Annotated in this window: 14 protein-coding genes, 2 tRNA genes and 3 pseudogenes; 4 read left to right on the forward strand and 15 right to left on the reverse strand. The window is 69.1% G+C overall.

What is annotated here, in order from left to right:
• Positions 1-188: 188 nt before the first annotated feature.
• Complete coding sequence (locus IEY61_RS20050; protein ID WP_189046591.1) at positions 189-4,619, forward strand: HAD-IC family P-type ATPase; 4,431 nt, start codon at positions 189-191, stop codon at positions 4,617-4,619.
• Here the strand turns inward: IEY61_RS20050 and IEY61_RS20055 are convergent.
• Positions 4,597-5,559, reverse strand: coding sequence for an L-threonylcarbamoyladenylate synthase (locus IEY61_RS20055; RefSeq protein WP_189046671.1), 963 nt, complete (start codon positions 5,557-5,559; stop codon positions 4,597-4,599). The two genes, IEY61_RS20050 and IEY61_RS20055, sit on opposite strands and share 23 nt — an antisense overlap.
• Positions 5,560-5,831: 272 nt before the next feature.
• On the opposite strand from IEY61_RS20055, the pseudogene IEY61_RS31315 reads away from it, so the two are divergent.
• Positions 5,832-6,131, forward strand: a pseudogene (locus IEY61_RS31315) (GNAT family N-acetyltransferase); the annotation flags it as partial.
• 31 nt (positions 6,132-6,162) lie between these two features.
• On the opposite strand, the gene IEY61_RS20060 reads toward IEY61_RS31315, so the two are convergent.
• From IEY61_RS20060 to IEY61_RS20085, 6 genes are all read right to left on the reverse strand, one after another.
• Positions 6,163-7,128, reverse strand: a complete 966-nt coding sequence (locus IEY61_RS20060; RefSeq protein WP_268240666.1) for an aminoglycoside phosphotransferase family protein — start codon at positions 7,126-7,128, stop codon at positions 6,163-6,165.
• A 35-nt stretch (positions 7,129-7,163) separates the two neighbouring features.
• On the reverse strand, positions 7,164-8,492 hold the full coding sequence (locus tag IEY61_RS20065) for a helix-turn-helix domain-containing protein (protein ID WP_229706134.1): 1,329 nt from the start codon (positions 8,490-8,492) through the stop codon (positions 7,164-7,166).
• Positions 8,493-8,813: 321 nt separating this feature from the next.
• Positions 8,814-9,824, reverse strand: a complete 1,011-nt coding sequence (locus tag IEY61_RS20070; protein WP_189046592.1) for a CU044_5270 family protein — start codon at positions 9,822-9,824, stop codon at positions 8,814-8,816.
• Positions 9,824-10,378, reverse strand: coding sequence for an RNA polymerase sigma factor (locus IEY61_RS20075; RefSeq protein ID WP_189046593.1), 555 nt, complete (start codon positions 10,376-10,378; stop codon positions 9,824-9,826). Before IEY61_RS20075 ends, IEY61_RS20070 begins: the two co-directional genes overlap by 1 nt.
• 261 nt (positions 10,379-10,639) lie before the next feature.
• Positions 10,640-11,788 (reverse strand): beta-propeller domain-containing protein, encoded by a 1,149-nt coding sequence (locus IEY61_RS20080; protein WP_189046594.1) that lies wholly within the window; start codon positions 11,786-11,788, stop codon positions 10,640-10,642.
• Positions 11,785-12,303 (reverse strand): SigE family RNA polymerase sigma factor, encoded by a 519-nt coding sequence (locus IEY61_RS20085; protein WP_189046595.1) that lies wholly within the window; start codon positions 12,301-12,303, stop codon positions 11,785-11,787. Before IEY61_RS20085 ends, IEY61_RS20080 begins: the two co-directional genes overlap by 4 nt.
• A gap of 276 nt (positions 12,304-12,579) precedes the next feature.
• Between IEY61_RS20085 and IEY61_RS20090 the strand changes: the two genes are divergently transcribed.
• Both IEY61_RS20090 and IEY61_RS20095 read left to right on the forward strand, forming a co-directional pair.
• On the forward strand, positions 12,580-12,834 hold the full coding sequence (locus IEY61_RS20090) for a type II toxin-antitoxin system Phd/YefM family antitoxin (protein ID WP_132405220.1): 255 nt from the start codon (positions 12,580-12,582) through the stop codon (positions 12,832-12,834).
• Positions 12,831-13,205, forward strand: coding sequence for a type II toxin-antitoxin system VapC family toxin (locus IEY61_RS20095; RefSeq protein WP_189046596.1), 375 nt, complete (start codon positions 12,831-12,833; stop codon positions 13,203-13,205). Before IEY61_RS20090 ends, IEY61_RS20095 begins: the two co-directional genes overlap by 4 nt.
• 634 nt (positions 13,206-13,839) lie before the next feature.
• Here IEY61_RS20095 and IEY61_RS20100 read toward each other — a convergent pair.
• From IEY61_RS20100 to gyrB, 8 genes and pseudogenes are all read right to left on the reverse strand, one after another.
• The gene (locus IEY61_RS20100; RefSeq protein ID WP_189046598.1) at positions 13,840-14,346 is read right to left on the reverse strand and encodes a SigE family RNA polymerase sigma factor; all 507 of its coding nucleotides are present in this window, start codon (positions 14,344-14,346) and stop codon (positions 13,840-13,842) included.
• A 450-nt stretch (positions 14,347-14,796) separates the two neighbouring features.
• A tRNA-Ala gene (locus IEY61_RS20105) sits at positions 14,797-14,872 on the reverse strand.
• A 25-nt stretch (positions 14,873-14,897) separates the two neighbouring features.
• Positions 14,898-15,026 carry a DLW-39 family protein gene (locus tag IEY61_RS31320; protein WP_217705935.1) on the reverse strand — a complete coding sequence of 43 codons (129 nt, stop codon included), beginning with the start codon at positions 15,024-15,026 and terminating at the stop codon, positions 14,898-14,900.
• Positions 15,027-15,070: 44 nt separating this feature from the next.
• A tRNA-Ile gene (locus tag IEY61_RS20110) sits at positions 15,071-15,144 on the reverse strand.
• Positions 15,145-15,317: 173 nt separating this feature from the next.
• A pseudogene (locus IEY61_RS20115) lies at positions 15,318-15,965 on the reverse strand (DUF3566 domain-containing protein); the annotation flags it as partial.
• 96 nt (positions 15,966-16,061) lie between these two features.
• Positions 16,062-16,250, reverse strand: a pseudogene (locus tag IEY61_RS32185) (DUF3566 domain-containing protein); the annotation flags it as partial.
• A gap of 4 nt (positions 16,251-16,254) precedes the next feature.
• The gene (gene gyrA / locus IEY61_RS20120) at positions 16,255-20,034 is read right to left on the reverse strand and encodes an intein-containing DNA gyrase subunit A (RefSeq protein WP_189046602.1); all 3,780 of its coding nucleotides are present in this window, start codon (positions 20,032-20,034) and stop codon (positions 16,255-16,257) included.
• 133 nt (positions 20,035-20,167) lie between these two features.
• Entirely contained in the window at positions 20,168-22,114 is a 1,947-nt protein-coding gene (gyrB, locus tag IEY61_RS20125; protein ID WP_189046677.1) for a DNA topoisomerase (ATP-hydrolyzing) subunit B, read from the reverse strand.
• Positions 22,115-22,639: the final 525 nt, after the last annotated feature.

Raw genomic sequence — 22,639 nt, forward strand, 5'->3', positions numbered from 1 at the left:
GATACGCACCCCGAATTCCACGGGCCCGGCCCGCCATGCCTGCCGTGAGCAGGAAACTTTCCTCACGCGGACGGGCATATCGGACGCGCCGGTGGGAAACCAGGCCACCGGGCACGAACGGTGGGAGGCGAGATGCGGCACGGCAGGAGCAGCGGGCGGCCGGTCGACCACCGAACCCGTACCCGTCGATGATCGCCCTCGGCGACATCGCTCGCCGCCTCCGGACCCCGGTCGCCGTACCGCTGGTGAACGACGCCTCCCGTGGCCTCGGCGCCGCCGCCACCCGACTGGCCCGCACGCTCGGGCTCACCAGCCGGCGGGTGTGGTCCCGCCCCGGCCGGCACCACATCGAGGTGCACGGCGTCTGCCAGAACGGCGGCGACACACTGGCCCGTCAGGTCGAAACGGCGCTGGAACGAATGCCGGGAGTCCGTTGGGCCCGGGTCAACGCGCCATCCGGGCGGGTGGTCGTGGCCGTCGACACTCCGGAACCGAAGCTACGTGACCTGATCGCCACCGTCGCCCGCGCCGAACGCACCTGCCCGCACGAGCCGGACCCGGAGATCCCACCGCCGCACCCACCCGAGGAGGGACCCCGCACCCCGCGTACGCTCGGCGCGCTCGCCTCCGACGCGCTCGGCCTCACCATCTCCGCGGCCACCCGGATCCTGCCGGTCACCCCGGTCCCGGCCGAGGTGTCCGGCCTGCTCACCGCCTTCGATTTGCACCCGAAACTGCATTCCCTCGCCGGGCTGGGCCTCCGTCGCGACCCACGCGCCGACGTCATCTTTCCGCTGGCCGAGGCGGTGGTGCAGGGCCTCACCGGCGGCTGGACCGGCATCGTGCTCGACGGCGCGCAGCGGATCGTGCAATGGGGCGAAGGGCTCGCCCAGCAGCGCGCCTGGAGCAAGGCCGAACCCCGACTCACCGGCGATCCCGACCGCGCCGTCGCCCGCACACCAGCCGACGAACGTCCCTGCCCCAAGCCGGACGGTCCCGTCGAGCGGTACCTCAACCGGATGCTCGGCAGCGGAGCGGCGGCCTTCGCCGCGGCGACACCGGTGATCGGCCCGAAACGGGCCGCGGCGCTGGGCCTCGCCGCGCTGCCCAAGGCGCCCGGCAGCGGACGCGAGGGGTACGCGGCACAACTCGGCCGCGTCCTCGCCAGACGTGGCGTCATCGCGATGGACCGCAGCGTGCTACGCGAACTGGACCGGATCGACACACTGGTACTCGACGACCGGGTACTCGGCTCCGACCGGTGCGTACTGGCCGACCTGGCCCCGCTGCCCGGTGCCGACACGTCACAGGTCGCCGCGCGGGCCTTCGCGCTCTTCGAACCCGCCGCCCCGGCCGACGTACGTCAACTGGACGGCTGGCGGCTCGGCCCGCTGGACCGCCTCGACGCACGCGACCCCGGCGACACCGACGAGAGCCGGCGGCTACGCGAACGCGGCGGCGACCTGCTCGGCCTCGCCCAGGGCGACACCCTGGTCGCGGTGCTGCGGATCGAGCCGGAACCGGCACCGGGCATCGACGCCCTGCCGACCGTCGCCCGACAGGCCGGATTGCGGCTCGTGGTGGCCGGCGACAACGCCCAACGGTACGACGCCGACACGCTGATACCCGGCGGCGAACGGCTCGCCGAATCGGTACACGGCCTGCAACTCGAGGGCGCGGTGGTCATGCTGGTCTCCGGCGACCGGCGGGCGCTCGCCGCAGCCGACTGCGGGCTGGGTCTCGCCGACCCGGAGGCGCTCCCGCCGTGGGGGGCGCACCTGCTGGTCGGCACCGACCTGCGGGTCGTCGCGCTGATCATCGAGGCGGCCGGGGTGGCCCGCCGGATGACCACGCAGAACCTGCGTATCGGCCTGGCCGGCACCGGCCTCGGCGCACTCGGTGCCCTCACCGCCGCCCCCGCCCAACTGCCGGGCCGCGCGCTCACCGCAGTCAACGGCGCCGCGGCGCTGGCCTTCGCGCACGGCGTGTGGCGGGCCGGCCGGCTCTCCGGACGCACCGAGTCACCCGCCCCCGCGATCACCGCCTGGCACCTGATGCCGGCACCGACCGTCCTCGACCAGCTCGACACGAGGCGGAACGGGCTGACCGACGCCGAGGCCGAACGCCGACAGGCCGCCGGCCCCGGCGAGACACCCGGCCCGGGTGGCCTGCTGCGGGCCTTCGTCGACGAGTTGGCCAACCCGCTCACCCCGGTGCTCGCCGCCGGAGCGGTGCTCTCCGCCAGCTTCGGCTCGCTGGTCGACGCCGCCCTGGTCGGCGGAGTGATCGGCAGCTCCGCGCTGGTCGGCGCGATACACCAGCGCAACACCGAGAAGTCGTTGGCCGAACTGCTGTCCCGCTCGGCGGTCACGGCCCGGGTCCGACGAGCCGGCACCGAGCGGGTGGTACCCGCCGACGACCTGGTACCCGGCGACGTGATCGTGCTCGCCTCCGGCGACGCCGTACCCGCCGACTGCCGGGTGCTGGAGGCGGTCGGGCTGGAGGCCGACGAGTCCTCCCTCACCGGCGAGTCGCTCCCGGTCGCCAAGACCGAGCAGCCGGTGGTCGCCGCGGCCGTGGCCGAACGCCGGTCGATGCTCTACGAGGGAACCACGATCGCCGCCGGGCACGGCATCGGCGTGGTGGTCGCCACCGGCGCCGACACCGAGGCCGGACGCAGTCTCGCCCTGGCCCGGCAGGCGCCACCCGGCAGCGGGGTCGAGGCACGGCTGGGTCGGCTGACCCGTGCCGCCGTCCCGCTGGCCGCCGGGTCGGCCGTGGCGGTGGTCGGCGCCGGGCTGCTGCACGGCGTACCCCTGGCCCAGACCGCCGCGACCGCGGCGAACCTGGCCGTCGCCTCGGTGCCGGAGGGACTGCCGTTCCTGGTCAGCGCCGCCCAACTGGCCGCCGCCCGCCGGTTGGCCGAGCACGGCGCGCTGGTCCGCAACCCGCGCACCATCGAGGCGCTGGGCCGGGTCGACGTGCTCTGCTTCGACAAGACCGGCACCCTCACCGAGGGGCACCTGATGCTGGCCACGGTGGGCGACACCGACGGGTACGCGCCGGTGGAGAAACTCGACGAGCGGCTGCGGCGGACCCTCGCGGCGGCGCTGCGGGCCACCCCCGGCGCGGCGGACCCGGAGAAACTGTCCATGCACACCGACCGGGCGGTGCGGCGGGGCGCCATTGCCGTCGAGGTCTCCGAGCAGGACGGCGCGCCGGGGTGGCGCGCCATCGGCGGCCTGCCGTTCGAGCCGTCCCGCGGCTATCACGCCACGGTCGGCGAGACTCAGGGACGAAAGTTGCTCAGCGTGAAGGGCGCACCCGAGAAGGTGTTGCCCCGCTGCACCGCCCGCCGCGCGGGCGGCCGGGACGAGCCGCTGGACGACGCCGGCCGGGCCGAACTGCACCGGCTGCTCGCCGAGCGGGCCGGGGCGGGCCACCGCATCCTGGCCGTCGCCGAATCCGTCGTCGGCGACCCCGCCATCACCGACGACGACGTCAACGACCTCGTCTTCACCGGTTTCCTGGCACTCGCCGACGTGGTACGCACCAGCGCCGCGCCGGCCGTACGCCGGATCCGCCAGGCCGGCGTACACACCGTCATGATCACCGGCGACCATCCGGCGACGGCTGAGGCGATCGCCGCCGCCATCAGCGACGGGGACGCGCAGCGGGTGGTCACCGCGACGGAACTCGACCAGCTCGACGACGACGCCCTCGCCGCCCGGATCGCCGCCACCGACGTGGTGGCCCGATGCACCCCGGCGCACAAGGTCCGCATCATCCAGGCCCTGCAGAAGTACGGACGGACCGTCGCGATGACCGGCGACGGCGCCAACGACGCGCCCGCCATCCGGCTGGCCGACGTGGGCATCGCCCTCGGCCAACGCGGCACCCCGGCGGCCCGCGCGGCGGCCGACCTGGTGGTCACCGACGACCGGCTGGAAACCATCATCGCCACGCTGGTCGAGGGCCGGGCGATGTGGTCGTCGGTACGCCACGCGCTGAGCATCCTGGTCGGCGGCAACCTCGGCGAGATCGCCTTCAGCGTGCTGACCGCCGCCACCACCGGACAGGCCGCGCTCAACGGTCGCCAACTGCTCCTGGTCAACCTGCTCACCGACATGGCACCCGCGCTCGCGATCGCCGTCCGACCACCCGGCGGCGACCACGCCGACAGTCTGCTCCGCGAAGGGCCGGACACGTCGCTCGGCGCGACCATGACCCGGGAGATCGGGCTCCGGGCCGCCGCCACCACGCTCGGCGCCACCGCCGGCTGGACCCTGGCCCGCTACACCGGCACCCGTCGCCGGGCCGGCACCGTCGCCCTGGTCTCCCTCGTCGGCACGCAACTCGGCCAGACCGTGCTGGCCGGCGGCACCAGCCCGGCCGTGCTCGTCTCCACCGCCGCCTCGGTCGGTGTGCTGGCTGCGGTGGTGCAGACCCCCGGGGTGAGCCATTTCTTCGGCTGCACCCCGCTCGGGCCGGTCGGCTGGACCATCGCCACCGGCTCCGCGCTCGGCGCCACCCTCGCCAACGGCGCCCTCACCCGCCTGGTCGCCCGCCTACCGCAGCTCGACGGCGAGCAGCATCTCAGCCAGCAGGCTGCCAGGTAGCGGCGGCACGACGAAGCCGATCGTTGACCGCCCGACCCACGCCCGTCTCCGGCACCGGCTCGGCGACGATCTCGGTCACCCCGGCCGCGTCCAGCCGGTGCAACGCCTCGAAGAGCCGTGCCGCGGCCTCGGTCAGGTCACCGGACGCCGAGAGCACCTCGACCGCCGCCCAACTCTGTGCCGGCCGGTCCCGGAAGGCCAGATAACCGCGCCGAGGTCCGCCCCCGGCCGCCGACTCACCGGCCGCCAACAACCGCAACGGCGTACGCGGGGCGTAGTGCGCGGCCAGCGTGCCCGGCGCGACCGGCTGGCCCGAGTTGCCCAGGCGAACGGTCACCGGGCCGGTGACCTTCTCCACCTCCTCGACCGGCAGCGCGCCGAGCCGCAGCACCACCGGACGGTCCCCCCGCGCGTCCACGATCGTGGACTCGATCCCGCAACGGGCCGGCCCGCCGTCGAGCACCACCTCCACGGCGGCACCCAGCCCGCGTACCACATGCTCCGCGCGAGTCGGGCTGAGCTGGCCGAACCGGTTGGCGCTCGGCGCGGCCACCGGCACGCCCGCAGCGGCGATCAGCCGCCGCGCGTACTCGTTGTCCGGCACCCGGACCGCCATCGTGGCCAGCCCGGAGGTGACGATCGGCGGGATCGCGTCCGGCCGATCCACGATCAACGTCAGCGGCCCCGGCCAGAACCTGTCCGCCAACGCCGCCACCGCCGGCGGCACCGAACCCACCAGCGCTTCCAGGTCGGCCGCGTCGGCAAGGTGGGTGATCAGCGGATCGAAGCTCGGTCGCTGCTTCGCCTCGAAGATCCGGGCCGCCGCCCGCGCGTCCAACGCGTTCGCCCCCAGGCCGTAGACGGTCTCGGTAGGAAAAGCCACCAACCCGCCGGTACGCAGAACGGTCGCGGCCTCGGTGAGGTCGCCGTCGGCGGGCAGGACGCGAGGAGATCCGGTGCTCACCCCCTCGACGCTACCGCCCGCCTTCTTCCGCTCCCCCAACACATCCGAGCTGACGCTGTCGAGCTGACTGCACAAACGGATCGCGGTCCCGGTCGGGCGAGCCCAGGCGCGGCGACGCAAAAGGAGTAGCTGCTGACCGGCAGCGCCGGCACGATGGCGGGATGCAGATCCGCGAAGTTCGCCAGGCCGAGCTGACCGCCCTGCAGGACATCGAACGCGCCGCCGGAGAATGCTTCCGAGACATCGCCATGCCGCAGATCGCCGACGACGATCCGCTGCCGCTGGACGTACTCGCCCGGTACCACGAGGCAGGCCATGCCTGGGTCGCCACCGACGCCACCGACGTGCCGATCGGCTATCTCATCACCGACGTCGTCGACAACAACTTCCACGTCGAGCAGGTCTCCGTGCATCCCCGCTGGGCGCGGCGCGGGATCGGGCGTCAACTACTCGCCCACCTCGCCGACCAGGCAACGACCCGCGGCGTACCTGCCCTGACCCTCACCACGTTCGCGGACGTGCCGTGGAACGCCCCGTACTACGTCCGCTGCGCATTCCGGGCCCTCGACGACAGCGACCTCACCCCCGGCCTTCGGGCCATCCGCCGACGTGAGGCCGCACACGGCCTGGACCGGTGGCCCCGAGTCTGCATGCGCCGAGACCTTTCGTTGCTGTTCGAAGGTGAGCGAACGGTGTCCACGGCGAGCCATCGTCACCCTCGCGAACAGCCCGGAGACGGTGTCTGAACTCCTCAGCGACCGCGAGTGAGCTAGCCAGCAGTGGTGTGGCGGCAGCGATCATCTTCAGTTCGCGCGCCTCTCGGAGCAGCGGCCAACACGGATCGGTGGTGACGTCGATGCCGTAGGCGGCAGCCAACTTGGCGTGGTTGCCGACCTTGCCGAAACGGGCCTCGCCCACCGCCACGGCAGCGAGGTCGACCTGCCAGGGGCCGAGGCAGGTGGCGTCGAAGTCGCACATGACGACGCGCCCGGAGGGCTCTCTGAGGAGGTTCCCGACGTGGGCGTCCCCATGAACGAGGCATGGCTCTGCCCCTCGCATCAGCGCTGCCACCTGTGGTTCCAGGCGATCGCACCACCGGGAGAGGAAGTCGCGCTCGTCCGGTTTGAGCCCTTCGGCGTCGGCCAGGCGGCGGCGAGCATCCCCGATCGGATCCCACTCGGGCACGGTGATCGGAGGAGCAGAGAGGGAGTGGAACTCCCGAAGGACCTGACCGAGATCGTCGACGGTGAGGGCCGGGGATGTGGGCGAGACGTAGGTCCACACGGAGGCGAGGAGCTCACCCACGCCCATGGGCTTCTGAGCTGCTGGGGCCAGCCGGATCGCGGGCGCGTCGATCGCCGCGAACCAGCGCGCGAGGTCGATCACCTTGGTCACCCGGTCATGGAGCCGATGAGTCCGGGCAATCCGGATGACAAGTTTTGCGTCGGGGAGGGCGAATACGGCGTTGTTGGTGAGCTGCAGCAGTCGGGCACCCTCGGCCGGCACGGCAAGCTGAGCAGCGATCTCCCGCATGGCAGCAGTCATCGCTTCCTCGGTGAAGCGGCCGGCGCTTCCCACGCTCACTCCCGCACCCGGAGTGCGGCCAGATTCTGCGAAAACTCGGCAACGGCTGGCAGCTCGCGGTGTCGCGCCAGATCGCGATGAAGGTTGCTGATCCGGTCGATCACCCGGGCCGAGCTGATGCTCTGAGCTTGATCGAGCACGCGGCGTCCGACCTCCAGCGCTTGCTCAGGTTCGTCGGCGAGGAACAGCGCGCTGCACAGTCCGACCTCGTTGAGCACGCTGCTGCGCACATTCCCGGTACCGAAGGCATCGATCGCGTCGGTCACGAAGCGGACCGCTGCCGATCCGTACCTCTTGTCGTGTCGGGCCTTGTCGCGATAGGCCCGGCCATACTGGGCCAGCAACTCTCCCCGGTCGTAGAAGCCCATCCAGCTCGGCTCGCGGTCGGGGGAGATCCGCTCGAACTGTCTGCTGGCCTCACCGAGGGTTCGTTCAGCCGCCCTGTGATCGCCAAGAGCCGCGAGCGAGGCTGCCTCCGCGCCCCCGAGCAGGGCCTTGACCGCCGGGGTCGCCTGTGCGCCGAGCTGCGCGTGCGCAAGCTGCAGTGTGGCGAGGGCATCGCGGTTGTGCCATAGGTGCTGCAGTTGCTTGGCCTGGCAGTAGCGGATCCTGGCAGTCAACGGCGCGTCCTCTGCGGCCAACGCCGCCCGTTCGCCCGCGACGAAGTGCCGCTGCGCGTCCGCGTGTCGGCCCGCGTCCAGCGCCGTCCATCCGGCCAGTTGACGAGCCGCTGCTACGGCCGCGACGAGTTGGGGCGTCAAGCTGGCCGAGTGTGACCAGTCGAGCATCCGGTAGACAGACTCTGCGAACCGGGCCACTTCCCGGTACAGCACACCGCCACCGCACTCGTAGTCGACCGACCGGTACAGCTCCAGCAGGGCGGTCAGTCGAGTGACATCGGCAGCGCCGATACGCCGGGATCGTATGACGGTGGCGCCACCGAGAAATCCCGCGCCGGCCGCGACGGCGGCGATACCGGCCAACAGCATCCGCCGCCTCTCGTCAGGACCCGTGGCGACATCTTGGTACGCCGATGCGATTCCAAGATCACGCTTGCTTTTCGACGTGTCGAACCACAGCTGGCTGGTGGGGATTAGAAGCAACCTCGCCCAGTGTTCAAGCCGGTCAAGGTGGACGATCCGCGGTCCGCTCTCGATGCGGCTGAGCTGGGGCTGCGTGATGCCCAGCCATTCCGCGACCACGGCCTGCGGCAACGCGGCCCGCCCGTGGTAGGGGTGATGCCGGTACGCCCGGATCACCCGCCCGAGATGCCGCTCCGCCAGTGCGCGCCGTACCGGCTCGTGGTCCCAGAACGACGCCGGCACCTGCGGCGGCGCGCTGAGCCGGTCCCGTTCCGCGCTCTGGCAGGGCGCGCAGCGCCCGGTGCCGTTGTCACGGGCCAGGCGGCCTCCACACCGGGGGCATTTCGCAGACTTCACCGGCAAACCTCGCCATTCGCGGGTGGCTGTGTCCGTCGCGCTCCGTCGAGCGTATCCATTCAAGCCGTTACACGCGCTCACGGCATACGCGCCACGCATATCCCTACCGGCGAGCAGGATCCACCCCGTGCGCGGATTGCCCAGCCCACCGTGAATGCGCAACGCCGACCGGGACCACCTCGTAGAAGCGGCCCCGGCGCCGGCAATTCAGTTGGGTCGATCGGTCCAGGCGGTGTCGAGGATTACCTGGTACAAGCTGATCCGCACCGGCGAGAGGGTCAGCCGCTCGTGAGCGAGCAGTTCGCCTGTGTTCGGGTCGAAGATCAGCAAAGACTGCGCGTTGTGCGCGCGGTCGTCGAAGGTGATGCCCACCCCCTTCCGACCGGCCCGATCGGTGACCTGACCCCGCCACACGAACCCGGGTACATCGGCAAGGGCCCGCAAGATCCCTGCTCGCGTCTGGCGCGGGACGACATACCGCCCGTACACCGTTGCGGCTTCCTTGCTGACGGCGGTGCCACCGAACCTGACCTTGAGCAGTTCGTTCAGTTGTGCTCGACCCGACGGCAGCGGCGCGAGGTCCATCGGTGGCAGCACAACCCTGTTCGGCGCAGCGGAGGCGGCAGCCGTGGGTTCGAGGTTGCGCTGCCAGTAGTCCCGGGACTCCTGGTCCGGATACTGTGGCTCAAGTTGAGCTGTGACCTGCTCACCAGTCCCGTCCGCCGCCTGCCAGACCTTGGTGTCGTTTGCGAAAGCGACTTGGTAGCGACCGTCGGCAGAACTCATCACTGGGTCGCCCCACGTCTTCGTGTGGTGGTACATGTACCGGCCGGTGCGGCTGTCGTGCTGCGCGTCGACGAGCCTGCTTGCCAACGCGCGCAGTTCGCTTGCAGCATCACGGGTGCCAGAGCCGTACGCCACCGGCACGAGCACCATCCCCGGGTCCACCCCGCGCGGACTGGCGACCTCCGAGGTGTCCGGGCTGGACGGGCGGACCGTCTGGGCGATCGCTGCCGCGCCGACCGCTACGGCCAGCGTCCCGGCCGCCAAGACGAGCCTGCGGGTCGAGCGTGCCTGACGGCGACGAGCTACCGGCTCGGCGACAGCCTCAACGCGGCTGATCAGCTCGTGTGCCGACAGCCGGGGTGGTGCGACGATGCTGCCCCGGGCCGGGTCGATCGGCTTGAGGAGGGCACGCGTTCGCTGTTCTCCGAACATCACATGACCTTTCGGGGTCGAGCCAGCACCGGCTGCTGCACCGGCGATTCAGATCGGTGCGACATCGCGTCGTTGAGGCGCCTTCGAGCGCGGTGCAAGCGGACTGCGGCGGTGGTGCGGGTGCAACCAAGGACCTGAGCGGCCTCAGCAACGGTCAACTCCTCCCAACCGACCAACCGGAGGATTTCCTGATCGAGGTCGGTAAGGGTGGCCAGGGCGGCCTGAAGATCAGCGACGCCCACCGTCGCGTCGGCACCGCACACGCCCGGCTCTTGCAAAAGGCCAGCGTCGGTCATCGGTAGTACGTCCGGTGCAGCTTTCCGAGCTCGCCATCTGTTCGCGAGCAGGCGCCGAGCCACCCCGTACAGCCAGGGCAGGCTACGGTCCGGAACCTCGCGGCGACGCCGCCAGGCGATGACAAACACTTCCTGGGCGAGTTCAGCCGCCGCTCCGTCATCGGCGAGCCGGCGCTGGCCGTACCTCACAACGTGTTCGTAGGAGGCCGCGTACACCCCGGTGAACCAATCCTCATCGCGCTTTTCCGGTGGGCCCATCCAAGACTCCCCGCCTGGTTGACGAACTCTCACCCTGGCTTGTGTCACCACCGGTCCGATGATTACCGCCGATCTTCACCCGCCCCTCTCGCGCGGTACGACTTCTTGAGGGCGAACAGGGCCTCGACGGCTCCCTACCAGCCTCAGCATTGCTTCGGCAGACATGAAAACGGCTGGCAACGGCGCCCCGGCGGGCAGGTCAACCTGCCCACCGGGGTAGTCACGTTCCCGCGATCGGCGATCCGCCGCGTCAAGCAGCTTTCAGAACGCGAGTTTCTCGGCAGCTGAACTCAGATCCGCCGATGATCCGACGTACACCCGCTGGGCGGTGTCCGACCCGTCCGCGAGCTGTACCGTCTGGATCACCTCACCGGTCAGGTCGACAACCTTGAGGCTGGGCCGTTCGGTGAGGTCCCGATCACCGTAGTCCTTCACGATCAGGTGCTCGTTGTCGTACCAGCCCACCACGGTCCCGGCAGTCGGTACGGAGAAGTCCTGTTCGATGGTGCCAGTGACGACGTCCACGATCTGGATCCGATCGTCCACAAGCGGGTTGTCCAACGCGATCCTGCTGCCGTCGGGTGAGAACCCGCCGCCGTCGTGCAGCGAGCCACCGGTGACGCGGAGGGTGCGGGTGGGCTTGCCGGACAGGTCGTAGAAGCCGATCCCTGTCACTCGGCCCGGCTCACTCTCGCTGTCAGAAACCGAATGAGTCAGAGCAACCCCCGTTCCGTCGGGTGTCCACACGAAGGCCAGACCGTTGGTGTTCTGCGTGCTGACGTCGGGCACCTCGACCTGGCGGACGTCCAGCGTCGCCGCGTCGACCAGCAAGAAACCATCGCCGCCGCCGTGCTTCGGCCGGTTGGTGATCAGAACCTGCCGGCCGTCGGGCGACCAGCTGGCACCCGAGGTGTAGCCGGCGTTGCCCGGCAGCCACCGGACCTGCCCGCTCTCCCGGTCCAGCACCCCTCTCCTCGACGGGTACGCCGGGCTGTTGTCCCCCACGTGCACCACCACCTGGCTGCCGTCCGGGGACGGCACCACCTCGTTGTACGGGACCTTGTCGTATTCGCCGGTGCTCGGGTCGAGCAACAGCGAATAGTCGTCCGCCGGCCCCATGTCTCCCGGGTTGTCGACCCCGCTGTACGCCGTCACGACGAACGGTTTGACCACCGGCGCCTGGCCGGTCACAGCGGGGGACAGGTTGCCACCGGGGCTGGCCAGGACACCGATGGCCACCGGTACAGCGACCAGCGCCGCGGCAACCCCAGCGACGCCGGTCACCGCCAGGCGTGCGGTTCGCCGCCGTCCGGCCGTACGAATCGCCGCCTGAGCCAGGTCGGCTGGGGGAGGAACGTCGGTGAGTTGGTCGAGCGCCTCACGAACGGCGTTCTCGAGTTGGGTGGTCACTGGTGAACCTCCTGCGCAGCAAGGTGAGTCAGCTCAGGGCAGAGCGTGCGGATCCGGTCGAGGGCGCGGGCGGCCTGGCTGCGTACCGTCGTCGGTTTGCAGCGCAGGATGTCCGCGATCTCCTCGTCGGACAGGTCCTCCAGATAACGCAGCACGAGCACCGCACGCTGCTTCGGCGCCAGGCGGTCCAGGGATGCCCGCAACGCCATACTCAGGTCGACCCGGCCGGTGAGGTCTGTGCTGGCCACATCTGGAAGCCGGTCGGTAACCACCTCCCGGCTCCGCATCGGCCGGCGCCACCAACTCACCTGCTCCCGGTAGAGCGCCCGACGCAGATACGCCTCGGGCTGGCCGTGGCGGACCTTCCCCCAGTGCCGGTACGCCTTGGCCAACACCGTCTGCAACAGATCCTCGGCCTGCTGCCGATGGCCGGTCAACGCCAGGGCGGTCCGGAACAACGCATGCGACCGCGCCCCGACGAAGGCAGTGAAGTCCTGCCGCGTCTCAAGATCCATAGAATTTCCCGGGTGTCATGCTTCTAAGAACGCGACATCAGCCTGGCCCGCTGCTTCGCCGGCTTCATGATCCTGACCAGTTCCCCACGATCGGTCCACGGGATTCTCGGCTGCCGTCATCTGCGCGGGTGTGTTGGGCGATTCGAGTCCGACGAAGAGTGGGACGACTATCGCCGGTGATCCGCTACCGATAAGTTTGTCCAGCTCATTCCGGCGCACCGGTGACGACATCGAGTCGGGTTGGCTAAGCTGTTAGCTAAACGAGGAGGTCGGATGATGTCGGCTGAAGCCGTGCACTACAACATGCATGACGCCAAGACCCACCTGTCACGCATCATCGAACGGGTGGAACGCGGCGAAGAGATCATCATCGACCGGGCGGGCACTCCGGTAGCGAAGGTGGTGCCGCTTGTACGACGGGCTAACCGCACAGCAGTCGGCTCCCTCGCCGGGCAACTGGACCTCTCAGGCGACTGGGACTCTCCCCAGACCAACGCCGAGATCGCCGCCGACTTCGGCATCGGCGCATGACTCTGCTGCTGGACACCCACGTCGCGCTCTGGGCCATCACCGGCGATGCGACCCTGGGCGCCGAGTTCCTCGATCAGCTACGCCACGAGCCAGACATTTTTCTCTCCCCGGTCAGCCTGTGGGAGATCACCATCAAGCAGAGCGCGGGGAAGCTTGCAGGACCCGCTGACCTCGCCGAGCGGGTAAGGGACATGGGCTTCCGTGAACTCCCGGTGACCCATGCCCACGCCATCGCCGCCGGCCGCCTGCCACCTCACCACCGCGATCCCTTCGACCGCATCCTCGTGGCACAGGCGATCACCGAGAGTTTGACCCTGGCCACCCGCGACGCGTCGATAGCGCTGTACGACGTGGACGTCCTCAAGGTGTGATCGGAGGAACCCCTAACTCGAAAATCGATCCGTACGTAGACACGCGGCGTTGTTTCGACCTCGACACCTGGTGCTGGCGCAGCGACACTGGGCAGTCACTCAAGGTCAGACCCGGGCTGGGCCCGCCACCTCAAGTGGCAGGCCCAGCGTGCGCAGAGGCGCTGCTCCAAGGGTTTGGGCGAGCGCCGGGATCAGCGCGGGCTGGGGCTGAGACCGGGCTTACTCGGGCTGGGGCTGGGGCTGAGGCCCGGCTTACTCGGGCTGGGGCTGGGGCTGAGGCCCGGCTTACTCGGGCTGGGGCTGGGGCTGAGGCCCGGCTTACTCGGGCTGGGGCTGGGGCTGAGGCCCGGCTTACTCGGGCTCGGGCTGGGACTGAGGCCCGGCTTACTCGGGCTCGGGCTGGGGACGGAGTTCGCCGGCTGTGACGGCCGGCCATCGTTGCTGCCGTTGGCGGCAAATGCAAACGGTGTGGCGATCACGAGGGCGGCTAGAACTCCGGCCGCACTCGCCGCCACGGTGTTCCGGCGGCGGTTACGCGCCCGCCGTTCCGCCCTGCTCAAGGGGTCCTGCATAGTTGGTGCCTCCTTGGCCATCTCGGAGAGGGTGGAGCGGAGTAGGTGTTCGAACGACTCAGTCATCGCTGCAGCTCCAGCAGTTCCGTGTTCGGTAGAAGTTGGCGCAGCCGGGTGACCGCTCGGTGGGTTCGGCTGCGAACCGTCCCAACCGAGCAGCCCAGCAGCTCGGCGACCTCGGCCTCCGGCAGATCCTCGTAATAACGGAGGACCACCACTGCTCGCTGTGCTGGCGGCAACTGCCACAGTGCGGCCTGTAGTGCCAACCGGAGATCCGTTCCCGCACTCGGATCGGCCACCACGGAAGCGTCCGTACCGATTGATACGTCCCGGCGGCGACGCAACCGCCGCCACCAGCTGACCTGCTCTCGGTACATGACCGCCCGCAGGTACCCCTCCGGATCGGAATGGCGAATACTCCGCCACCTCGGGATCGTCTTTGCCAGCGCCGACTGGAACAGGTCCTCGGCGCTGCTCCGGTCACCGGTGAGCAGGTAGGCGACCCGTATCAGCACCGGCGCACGGCTAGCCACGAACTCGGCCAGCAGTGCCCGTTCGTCGTCGTCCACCCCACCACCCTCGTTTCCTCGTTCTCACCGTTACAGACGCCTAAAGAACGTGCGGCTATCCCGAAGCCGACGAGATTTTGGGGAGGTGAGCCGCCTCGGCCTGATGCCCGACGGGAGATGCCGGGGGGAGGAGGAACAGGCAGTTGTAACGCTGTCCAGGAATCTCCTCGCCGGGCAGTCGCAGACCGGCTGAGTTCGCCACCCATCGGGAGGCAGTTGCAGAGGTTGCGGCGAAGGCGGCTGGCGGGCTGAGGTTCCACGATCTGCGGCACTGCTACGCCACGTGGCTGGTATCCGGCGGGGTGCCGATCAACGTCGTCTAGGCCGTGATGGGCCACGAGCAGGCGTCAACGACGCTCAACCGCTACACGCACACCCCGGCAGACTTCTACGGGCCGGTGCGCAAGGTCTTCGCCAGCGTGAAGAAAGCCCGTGACCAGGCTAGATGTGTGGTGGAGCCCAGGGGACTCGAACCCCTAACCCCTGCCTTGCAAAGGCAGTGCTCTGCCAGTTGAGCTAGGGCCCCGACGGCGGACGGCACCGCCGGTGGTTCAGCGAAGATCCGGCGAGGTGGTGGCCTCGTGCCAGAGGGCTCGCTCGTCGTTCGCTTCCTTGATCTTCTTGGCTACCACGGCGGCCACGCCGACGACGCCGGCCAGAATCAACAGCTTCTTGAACATCGGGGCTACCCCTCACGCTCGGCGTGCCGTCGGATCATGTGCGGTGGGGCTAGCTGGAATCGAACCAGCGACCTCAGAGTTATCAGCTCTGCGCTCTAACCGACTGAGCTATAGCCCCGCTAGCGTCGAGCAAGGTTAACCCATCCGCCCACCCCTCCCCAAATCGGGGTCAGGCAGGTCGAGCACCCGCATCGTCGCTGCCGAACCTACCCGAATACCAGCGACAGCCACACCGAAATACACACCGGGCCGGCCGCGGTGGCGGCCGGCCCGGTGATCGGGTTGTGAAGGTCAGTCGCGCTCGGCGAGGGTCAGCTCGATGCCGCCCACCAGGTCGGCGCAGACGTTGTACACGAATGCCCCGAGCGTGGCCAGCGCCGTGAACAGTACGACGTTCACCAGGCCGATCAACGCCGAGCTGAAGATCACGCCCTTCGCGGTGATCTGGAAACCGCTGGTGCCCTGCCCACCGCTGCTGGCGTTGACCAGGTCACCCAGGCTGTCGTTCACGCTGGCGAAGACTCCCATCGCGTCCAGCGCCAGGTACAGCACCGAGGTCGCGACGACGATGACGATGAACAGCACCACCGAGACGGCGAACGCGAACTTCATCACCGACCACGGGTCGATCCGCTTGAGGTTCAGCCGGGCCCGACGCGGCCCGCGCGAGGCGGCCGAGCTGACCGAGGTACGCGCTGCGCGTACCGCATCACCCACCCGCGCGGCACCGACGGCCGCGGCACCGACGCCCGGAGGAAGTCCTCCGCCGCTCGCCGGGCGTCCGGTCCCGAACGAGCGGGTGGCGTCCGGCTTCGCCGCCGCCCCGGTGACCCTCGGCTGCGTGCCGGTCGTGCCACTGCCGAACTTCGGCAGAAAGCCCGTGGTGCCCGTCGAAGACTGGCTCGGACGGGTACCGATCGGCTGGGTGGTCGACGGGGTATCGGCGCTGGCGCTCGCCGGTGTCGCGGTGGCACTCCCCGAGTCGGCGGACTCGATGCCGCTCTGCTCCCCGGAAACGGCCTCTCCGTCGTCGTCGGTGGGCTTCTCGGGCGGCGGGGCCATCCCCGGGGCCCGGGTGAATTTCGGTGCAGGCGCGTCGGCGGGGACCGTGGCCCGGCCCACGGCCGTGCGGCCGGCCGCAGGCGCGCCGCTCTTCGCAGCCTCCTCGTCGACCGGGTTGGCCGAGGTCCCCGCGTTCCCCGACTTCGCCTGTGTCTCCGTCATTCAACTAGTCCTGTTCGTCAGGCTCGTCGGCATTGCGAGCAATCGCCACGATAGTCACGCCGTCCGGAAGGTCCATCAGCTTGACCCCCATTGTGTTCCGGTCACGCGTACGGCGTACAGGCTTCACCGGAGTCCGGATGACACCACCGTTGCTGGTGATAGCAAACAGCTCGTCGTCCGGGTCGATCACCACCGCGCCGACCAGACCACCGCGTCGCTCGGTGATCTTCGCAGTCAGCACACCTTTACCTCCCCGGCCCTGGACCGGGTATTCCTCGATCGGGGTGCGTTTCGCATATCCCCCGTTCGTGGCCACCAGCACGTCCAGACCCTCCCGGACGACCTCCATGGCCAGCAGTTCGTCTTCCTCGCTGAACCGCATCCCGATCACGCCCGAGGTCGCCCGGCCCATCGGCCGCAGCGCATCGTCGGTGGCGTTGAACCGGATCGCCTGGGCGTTCTTGGAAACCAGCAGCAGGTCGTCCTCAGGACCAACGAGCGCAGCACCGACCAGCTCGTCATCATCGCGCAGGTTGATCGCGATGATGCCGCCGGAACGGTTGGAGTCGAACTCCTCAAGCCGCGTCTTCTTCACCAGGCCGTTCTTCGTCGCCAGGACCAGGTAAGGCGCCACCTGGTAGTTCGGAATCTCGATGATCTGCGCGATCTGCTCGTCGGCTTGGAACGCGAGCAGGTTGGCCACATGTTGGCCCTTGGCCACCCTACTGGCCTCCGGAAGCTCGTACGCCTTCGCCCGGTACACCCGCCCCTTATTGGTGAAGAACAGGATCCAGTCGTGCGTGGAGCACACGAAGAAGTGGCTGACGATGTCGTCCTGGCGCAACGAGGCACCACTGACACCCTTGCCACCACGCCGCTGCGAACGATAGAGGTCCACCTTCGTGCGCTTCGCATACCCCGTGCGGGTGATCGTGACCACCACGTCCTCCCGCGCGATGAGATCCTCCATCGAGACCTCGCCGTCGAACGGGACGATCTTAGTACGTCGATCGTCGCCCCACTTCGCGACGATCTCACCCAGCTCCTCCGAGACGATCTTCCGCTGCCGCTCCGGCTTGGCGAGGATGTCCTTGAGGTCGGCGATCTCCAGCTCCAGCTTGGCCAGATCGTCCAGGATCCGCTGCCGCTCCAGCGCGGCGAGCCGGCGCAGCTGCATGTCCAGGATCGCGGTGGCCTGGATCTCGTCGATCTCCAACAGCTGGATCAGGCCCTGCCGGGCATCCTCGACCGTGGGCGAGCGCCGGATCAGCGCAATCACCTCGTCAAGGTGGTCCAACGCCTTGGACAGACCGCGCAGGATGTGCGCCCGCTCCTCCGCCTTGCGCAGCCGGAACGCCGTCCGCCGGCGGATCACCTCGATCTGGTGCTCGACGTAGTAGCGGATGAACTGCGCCAGGTTCAGCGTGCGCGGCACCCCGTCGACCAGCGCCAGCATGTTCGCGCCGAAGGTCTCCTGAAGCTGGGTGTGCTTGTAGAGGTTGTTCAGCACCACCTTCGCGACCGCGTCACGCTTGAGCACCAGCACGATCCGCATGCCGGTACGCCCGGACGACTCGTCACGGATGTCGGCGATCCCGCCGAGCTTGCCCTCCTTGATCAGCTCAGCGATCCGCTCGGCCAAGTTGTCCGGGTTCACCTGGTAGGGCAGCTCGCTGACCACCAGCGCCGGGCGCCCCCGCTTGTCCTCCTCGACCTCGACCACCGCACGCATCCGGATCGAACCCCGACCGGTGCGGTACGCGTCCTGGATACCGGACTGGCCGACGATCAGCCCGTGGGTGGGGAAGTCCGGGCCCTTGACGATCTCCAGCAGCGTTTCGAGCGTGGTGGCCTCGTCGGCGTCCGGATTCTCCAGGCACCACTGCACCGCCGCACCGATCTCCCGCAGGTTGTGCGGCGGGATCTTGGTGGCCATGCCGACCGCGATGCCCTCGGAACCGTTGACCAACAGGTTCGGGATCCGCGACGGCAGGATGGTGGGCTCCTTGGCCCGGCCGTCGTAGTTGTCCTGCAGGTCGACGGTGTCCTCGTCGATGTCCCGCAGCATCTCCATCGCCAGCGGATCGAGCTTGCACTCTGTGTTGTGGCTGACGAAGCCGTCGGAGACGAAGGAGTGGTCGTCCGTGTCCACCCGGATGCTGTAGACCGGCTGCACGCCCGCGCCCGCGACCTCGGCCACCTCGGCGTAGTAGAACCGCCCGTCCACCAGCGGCTCGACCACGTCGAGCACCTCGGCGTTGGTGATCCGGGCCGCGATCTCGTCCCGGTCCCGCTCCCAGCGCTCGACCCGGTCCACGTTGTGCCGGCGCAGCCAGTCCCGCTCCGTCCAACGGCTCGCGCCGTGCTCCCGGATGAAGTCACCGACCAGCGGCACGTGATCGCTGGAGAGCGCCGTGCTGCTCGCCGGCACCGACGCCAGCTCCGACTCCAGCTTGGCCTGCTTGCGGCCGAGGAAACCGACGTGGGCGGCGAAGATCCGCGCGTCGCGGCGGTTGGTGATGACGACCTTGATCTCGCCGTGGTCGTACCGGCACTGCCGGCTGATCACGCCGAACTCCAACAGCAACTGCTGCACCTCGCGGGCGAGGCGCTCGCTGCGGGTGGAGTACGTGATCTGGATGGTGTTGCGCGGCAGCAGCGAGGAGGAGCCGTCGCCCTCGAAGAGCGCCTGGAGGAAGGCCCGCTTGATCGCCGCCGGCCCCTGCCAGACGAACTCCGGCACGAACTTGTCGGCGCTCCGAGCCCCGATCAACTCGCCGAGGACGCTGGCCCGCAGCGCGGAGAGATCCTGGATGTCGATCTCGTGCAGGACGCTTCCCGAGGCGATCACGCGCTCAGCGACGTACCGGGGACCGCCGACGGCAAGGTCGTAGGCCGCCAGGACGCGGAGGAAGAAGTCGCGGTCGACGTTGTTGAAACCGGCGCGATCCTCGGAGACCCAACCCTCGCTGACGAAGGCGCCCGCGAGGACTGCCGCCTCGACGTGCTCCAGCATCGGGTAGCCGATCTCGTCCGGCACGCTGCGCTGGAGGACCACCCGGTCACCCGGGGAGATCTCGGCGAGCAGCTTCCAGAGCAGGGTCGGCACGCCGGCCACGTCCACCAGACAGAGCACCGGGTGGTTGTGGGTGCCGGTCAGCTCGTACCCCTCGCGGGTGCGCAGCCGCAGCGTCGGGTGCTCGCCGGAGTGGAAGAACTTCGAGGCCCCGACCAGGTCGCCGTTGCGGTCGCGGACCTTGAGGTCGATGTCGCTCTCGCTGCTCGGCGCCGCGCCAGGCACCACCTGGTCGATCCGCACGCTACCAAGGGCGGTGCGAATACGGGCATTTCCGGACAAACAGTAACGCATGGCCGCAGCCGGATCATTTCCGGGCGAACCGAAGTTGCCGTTGCCGTCGACCAGGGGGTACCGCAGCGACCAGTGCTGGGCCATCCGGACCAGGGCGTCGTAGATGGCCGAGTCGCCGTGCGGGTGGAACTGGCCCATCACGTCACCGACGACCCGCGAGCACTTCACGTAGCCGCGGTCCGGCCGGTAGCCGGAGTCGAACATGGCGTACAGGATCTTGCGGTGGACCGGCTTGAGCCCGTCCCGGACGTCCGGCAGCGCCCGCCCGACGATGACGCTCATCGCGTAGTCGAGGTAGGAGCGCTGCATCTCCACCTCGAGCCCGACGGGCTCGATCCGGTCGTGCGAGACGACGGCGGCCTGCGCCTCGGGGACCTCGGGCTCGTTAGGTGTGGACTCGGGGGATTCGGTCACTGTTAACCCTTATCAGAGTGTGAGTCGTTTTCGTGCTGTGGATAACGGCTGTGGATACCGGCCAAGCTGTGGATAACTCTGTGGACCGGCTGGCCGAACCGGACAATTCCGGCCCGGATCGGCCACCGGGCCGTCAGATGTCGAGGAAGCGAACGTCCTTGGCGTTGCGCTGGATGAACGAGCGCCGGGCCTCGACGTCCTCGCCCATCAGCACGCTGAACAGCTCGTCGGCGGTGGCCGCGTCGTCCAGGGTGACCTGGCGCAGGGTACGCGTGGCCGGGTTCATCGTGGTCTCCCACAGCTCCGGGTAGTTCATCTCGCCGAGACCCTTGAACCGCTGGATGTCGTCCGGCTTGGCGTTCGGCTTCTTCTGCTGGCGCAGCGCGATCAGCCCGTCGCGCTCCCGGTCGGAGTACGCGTACTGCGCGTCGTCGCCCTTCTTGTTCCACTTGATCTTGTAGAGCGGCGGGGCGGCCAGGTAGACGTGCCCCAACTCGACCAGCGGGCGCATGAAGCGGAACAGCAGGGTGAGCAGCAACGTCTGGATGTGCTGGCCGTCGACGTCGGCATCGGCCATCAGCACGACCTTGTGGTAGCGCAGCTTCTCGATGTCGAAATCGTCGTGGATGCCGGTGCCCAGCGCGGTGATCAGCGCCTGCACCTCGTTGTTCTTCAGCACCCGGTCGATCCGGGCCTTCTCCACGTTGAGGATCTTGCCGCGGATCGGCAGGATCGCCTGGGTACGCGGATCACGCCCCTGCTTGGCCGAGCCGCCCGCCGAGTCGCCCTCGACGATGAACACCTCGGACTCGCGCGGATCGGTGGACTGGCAGTCGGCCAGCTTGCCGGGCATCGAGCCGGACTCCAGCAGCGACTTACGGCGGGCCAGCTTGCGAGCCTGCTGGGCGGCGATCCGGGCGCGGGCGGCCTGGGACGCCTTGGTGATGATGATCTTCGCCTCGGCGGGGTTGCGGTCCATCCAGTCGACCAGCCGGTCGTTGCAGAACCGCTGCACGAAGCTCTTCACCGGGGTGTTGCCGAGCTTGGTCTTGGTCTGCCCCTCGAACTGCGGGTTGGTCAGCTTGACCGAGATGATCGCGGCCAGGCCCTCGCGGATGTCCTCGCCGGAGAGCTTCTCGTCGCCCTTGAGCAGCTTCTTCTCCGCGCCGTAGCGGTTGACCACGCTGGTCAGCGCAGCCCGGAAGCCCTCCTCGTGGGTGCCGCCCTCATGGGTGTTGATGTTGTTGGCGAAGGTGTAGACCGACTCGCCGTAGGACTCGTTCCACTGCATGGCGATCTCGAGCGACATGCCCTCTTCCTCGGCGCCGTACTCGACCACCGTCTTGTGGATCGGGGTCTTCGAGGCGTTGAGGTGCCGGACGAAGTCAGCGATACCACCGTCGTACTTGAAGGTGACCTCGCGGATCTTGCCCTCCTCGCCCTCCTCGACCCGCTCGTCGAGCAGGTTGATGGTGAGGCCGCGGGTGAGGAAGGCCATCTCCTGGAGGCGCCGGTAGATGGTCTGGAAGTCGAAGTCGACGGTCTCGAAGACGTTCGGGTCGGGCCAGAAGGAGACCGCCGAACCGCTCCGGTCGGTCGGCTCGCCCTTGTCCAGCGGGCTCGGCTTGGACTGGTGGTACTGCTGCCGCCAGACGAAGCCGTCCTTGTGGATCTCCACCGCCATCCGGCTGGAGAGGGCGTTGACGACCGAGACGCCGACGCCGTGCAGGCCGCCGGAGACGGCGTACGCCTTGCCGTCGAACTTGCCGCCCGCGTGCAGCACGGTAAGTGCCACCTCGACGCCCGGCTTCTTGAGCTTGGGGTGCAGGTCGACCGGGAAGCCCCGGCCGTTGTCGGTGACCCGGACCCCCCCGTCGGCGAGCAGCACCACGTCGATGGTGTCGCAGTGACCGGCCATCGCCTCGTCCACGGCGTTGTCGACGACCTCCCACACCAGGTGGTGCAGGCCACGCTCGCCGGTCGACCCGATGTACATACCGGGCCGCTTGCGGACCGCCTCCAGCCCTTCGAGGACGGTGATCGACTCGGCGCCGTACTGCTGATTGTCCTGCGCTGCCACCATCGGCCACTTTCTCGCGCCGTCCGCGCCGTCAGGCACGTCGGGCGCGGGTTCGGCGGGACAGGTACGCGACGTCGGCACGCGGACCGGCACCGGGGACAAGTTCCGGGGTACGGGTCGAACGCGCCGGTCGCCGCAGATGCCCGCGGATCGCGATCGGCTCGACCCGAGTCGGACAGGGATCGCGGGCCCGCTGGCGGTCCCGTGACCCTGCGCTCCGCACCGGGTCTTCGTCTCGCCCTAATCTTACTGTGCGCGGGCGATAGAACCACCAGTCGGCACCCCTTCGCAGCGGCTCAGATCTACGTAGCGGGCCGAACCGCGCTATCCGCGACTCCCCCTACACGCCAGGGCATGTTCGTCGGATCCGTCGCGCGACGCGATGCCGGACCGGCCGGTCCGCAAATCGGTCGGTGGGGCCGGTACCGTGCACGGCGGACGTTCCCCTGTAGTCGGGTTTCACGGACGGTCTTGATCTTTGACGGCCGGAACCGGACGATCGATCCGTTTGATCTGACTGACCCG

The organism is Micromonospora sonchi, from assembly GCF_014646235.1.
Classification (GTDB): domain Bacteria; phylum Actinomycetota; class Actinomycetes; order Mycobacteriales; family Micromonosporaceae; genus Micromonospora; species Micromonospora sonchi.

What these genes read in the sequence shown, in the direction of transcription:
- IEY61_RS20050 (WP_189046591.1), top strand. Translation starts at nt 189, where the DNA reads ATGATCGCCCTCGGCGACATCGCTCGCCGCCTCCGGACCCCGGTCGCC.
- IEY61_RS20060 (WP_268240666.1), bottom strand. Translation starts at nt 7,128, where the DNA reads ATGACTGCTGCCATGCGGGAGATCGCTGCTCAGCTTGCCGTGCCGGCC.
- IEY61_RS20070 (WP_189046592.1), bottom strand. Translation starts at nt 9,824, where the DNA reads ATGTTCGGAGAACAGCGAACGCGTGCCCTCCTCAAGCCGATCGACCCG.
- IEY61_RS20075 (WP_189046593.1), bottom strand. Translation starts at nt 10,378, where the DNA reads ATGGGCCCACCGGAAAAGCGCGATGAGGATTGGTTCACCGGGGTGTAC.
- IEY61_RS20085 (WP_189046595.1), bottom strand. Translation starts at nt 12,303, where the DNA reads ATGGATCTTGAGACGCGGCAGGACTTCACTGCCTTCGTCGGGGCGCGG.
- IEY61_RS20090 (WP_132405220.1), top strand. Translation starts at nt 12,580, where the DNA reads ATGTCGGCTGAAGCCGTGCACTACAACATGCATGACGCCAAGACCCAC.
- IEY61_RS20095 (WP_189046596.1), top strand. Translation starts at nt 12,831, where the DNA reads ATGACTCTGCTGCTGGACACCCACGTCGCGCTCTGGGCCATCACCGGC.
- IEY61_RS31320 (WP_217705935.1), bottom strand. Translation starts at nt 15,026, where the DNA reads ATGTTCAAGAAGCTGTTGATTCTGGCCGGCGTCGTCGGCGTGGCCGCC.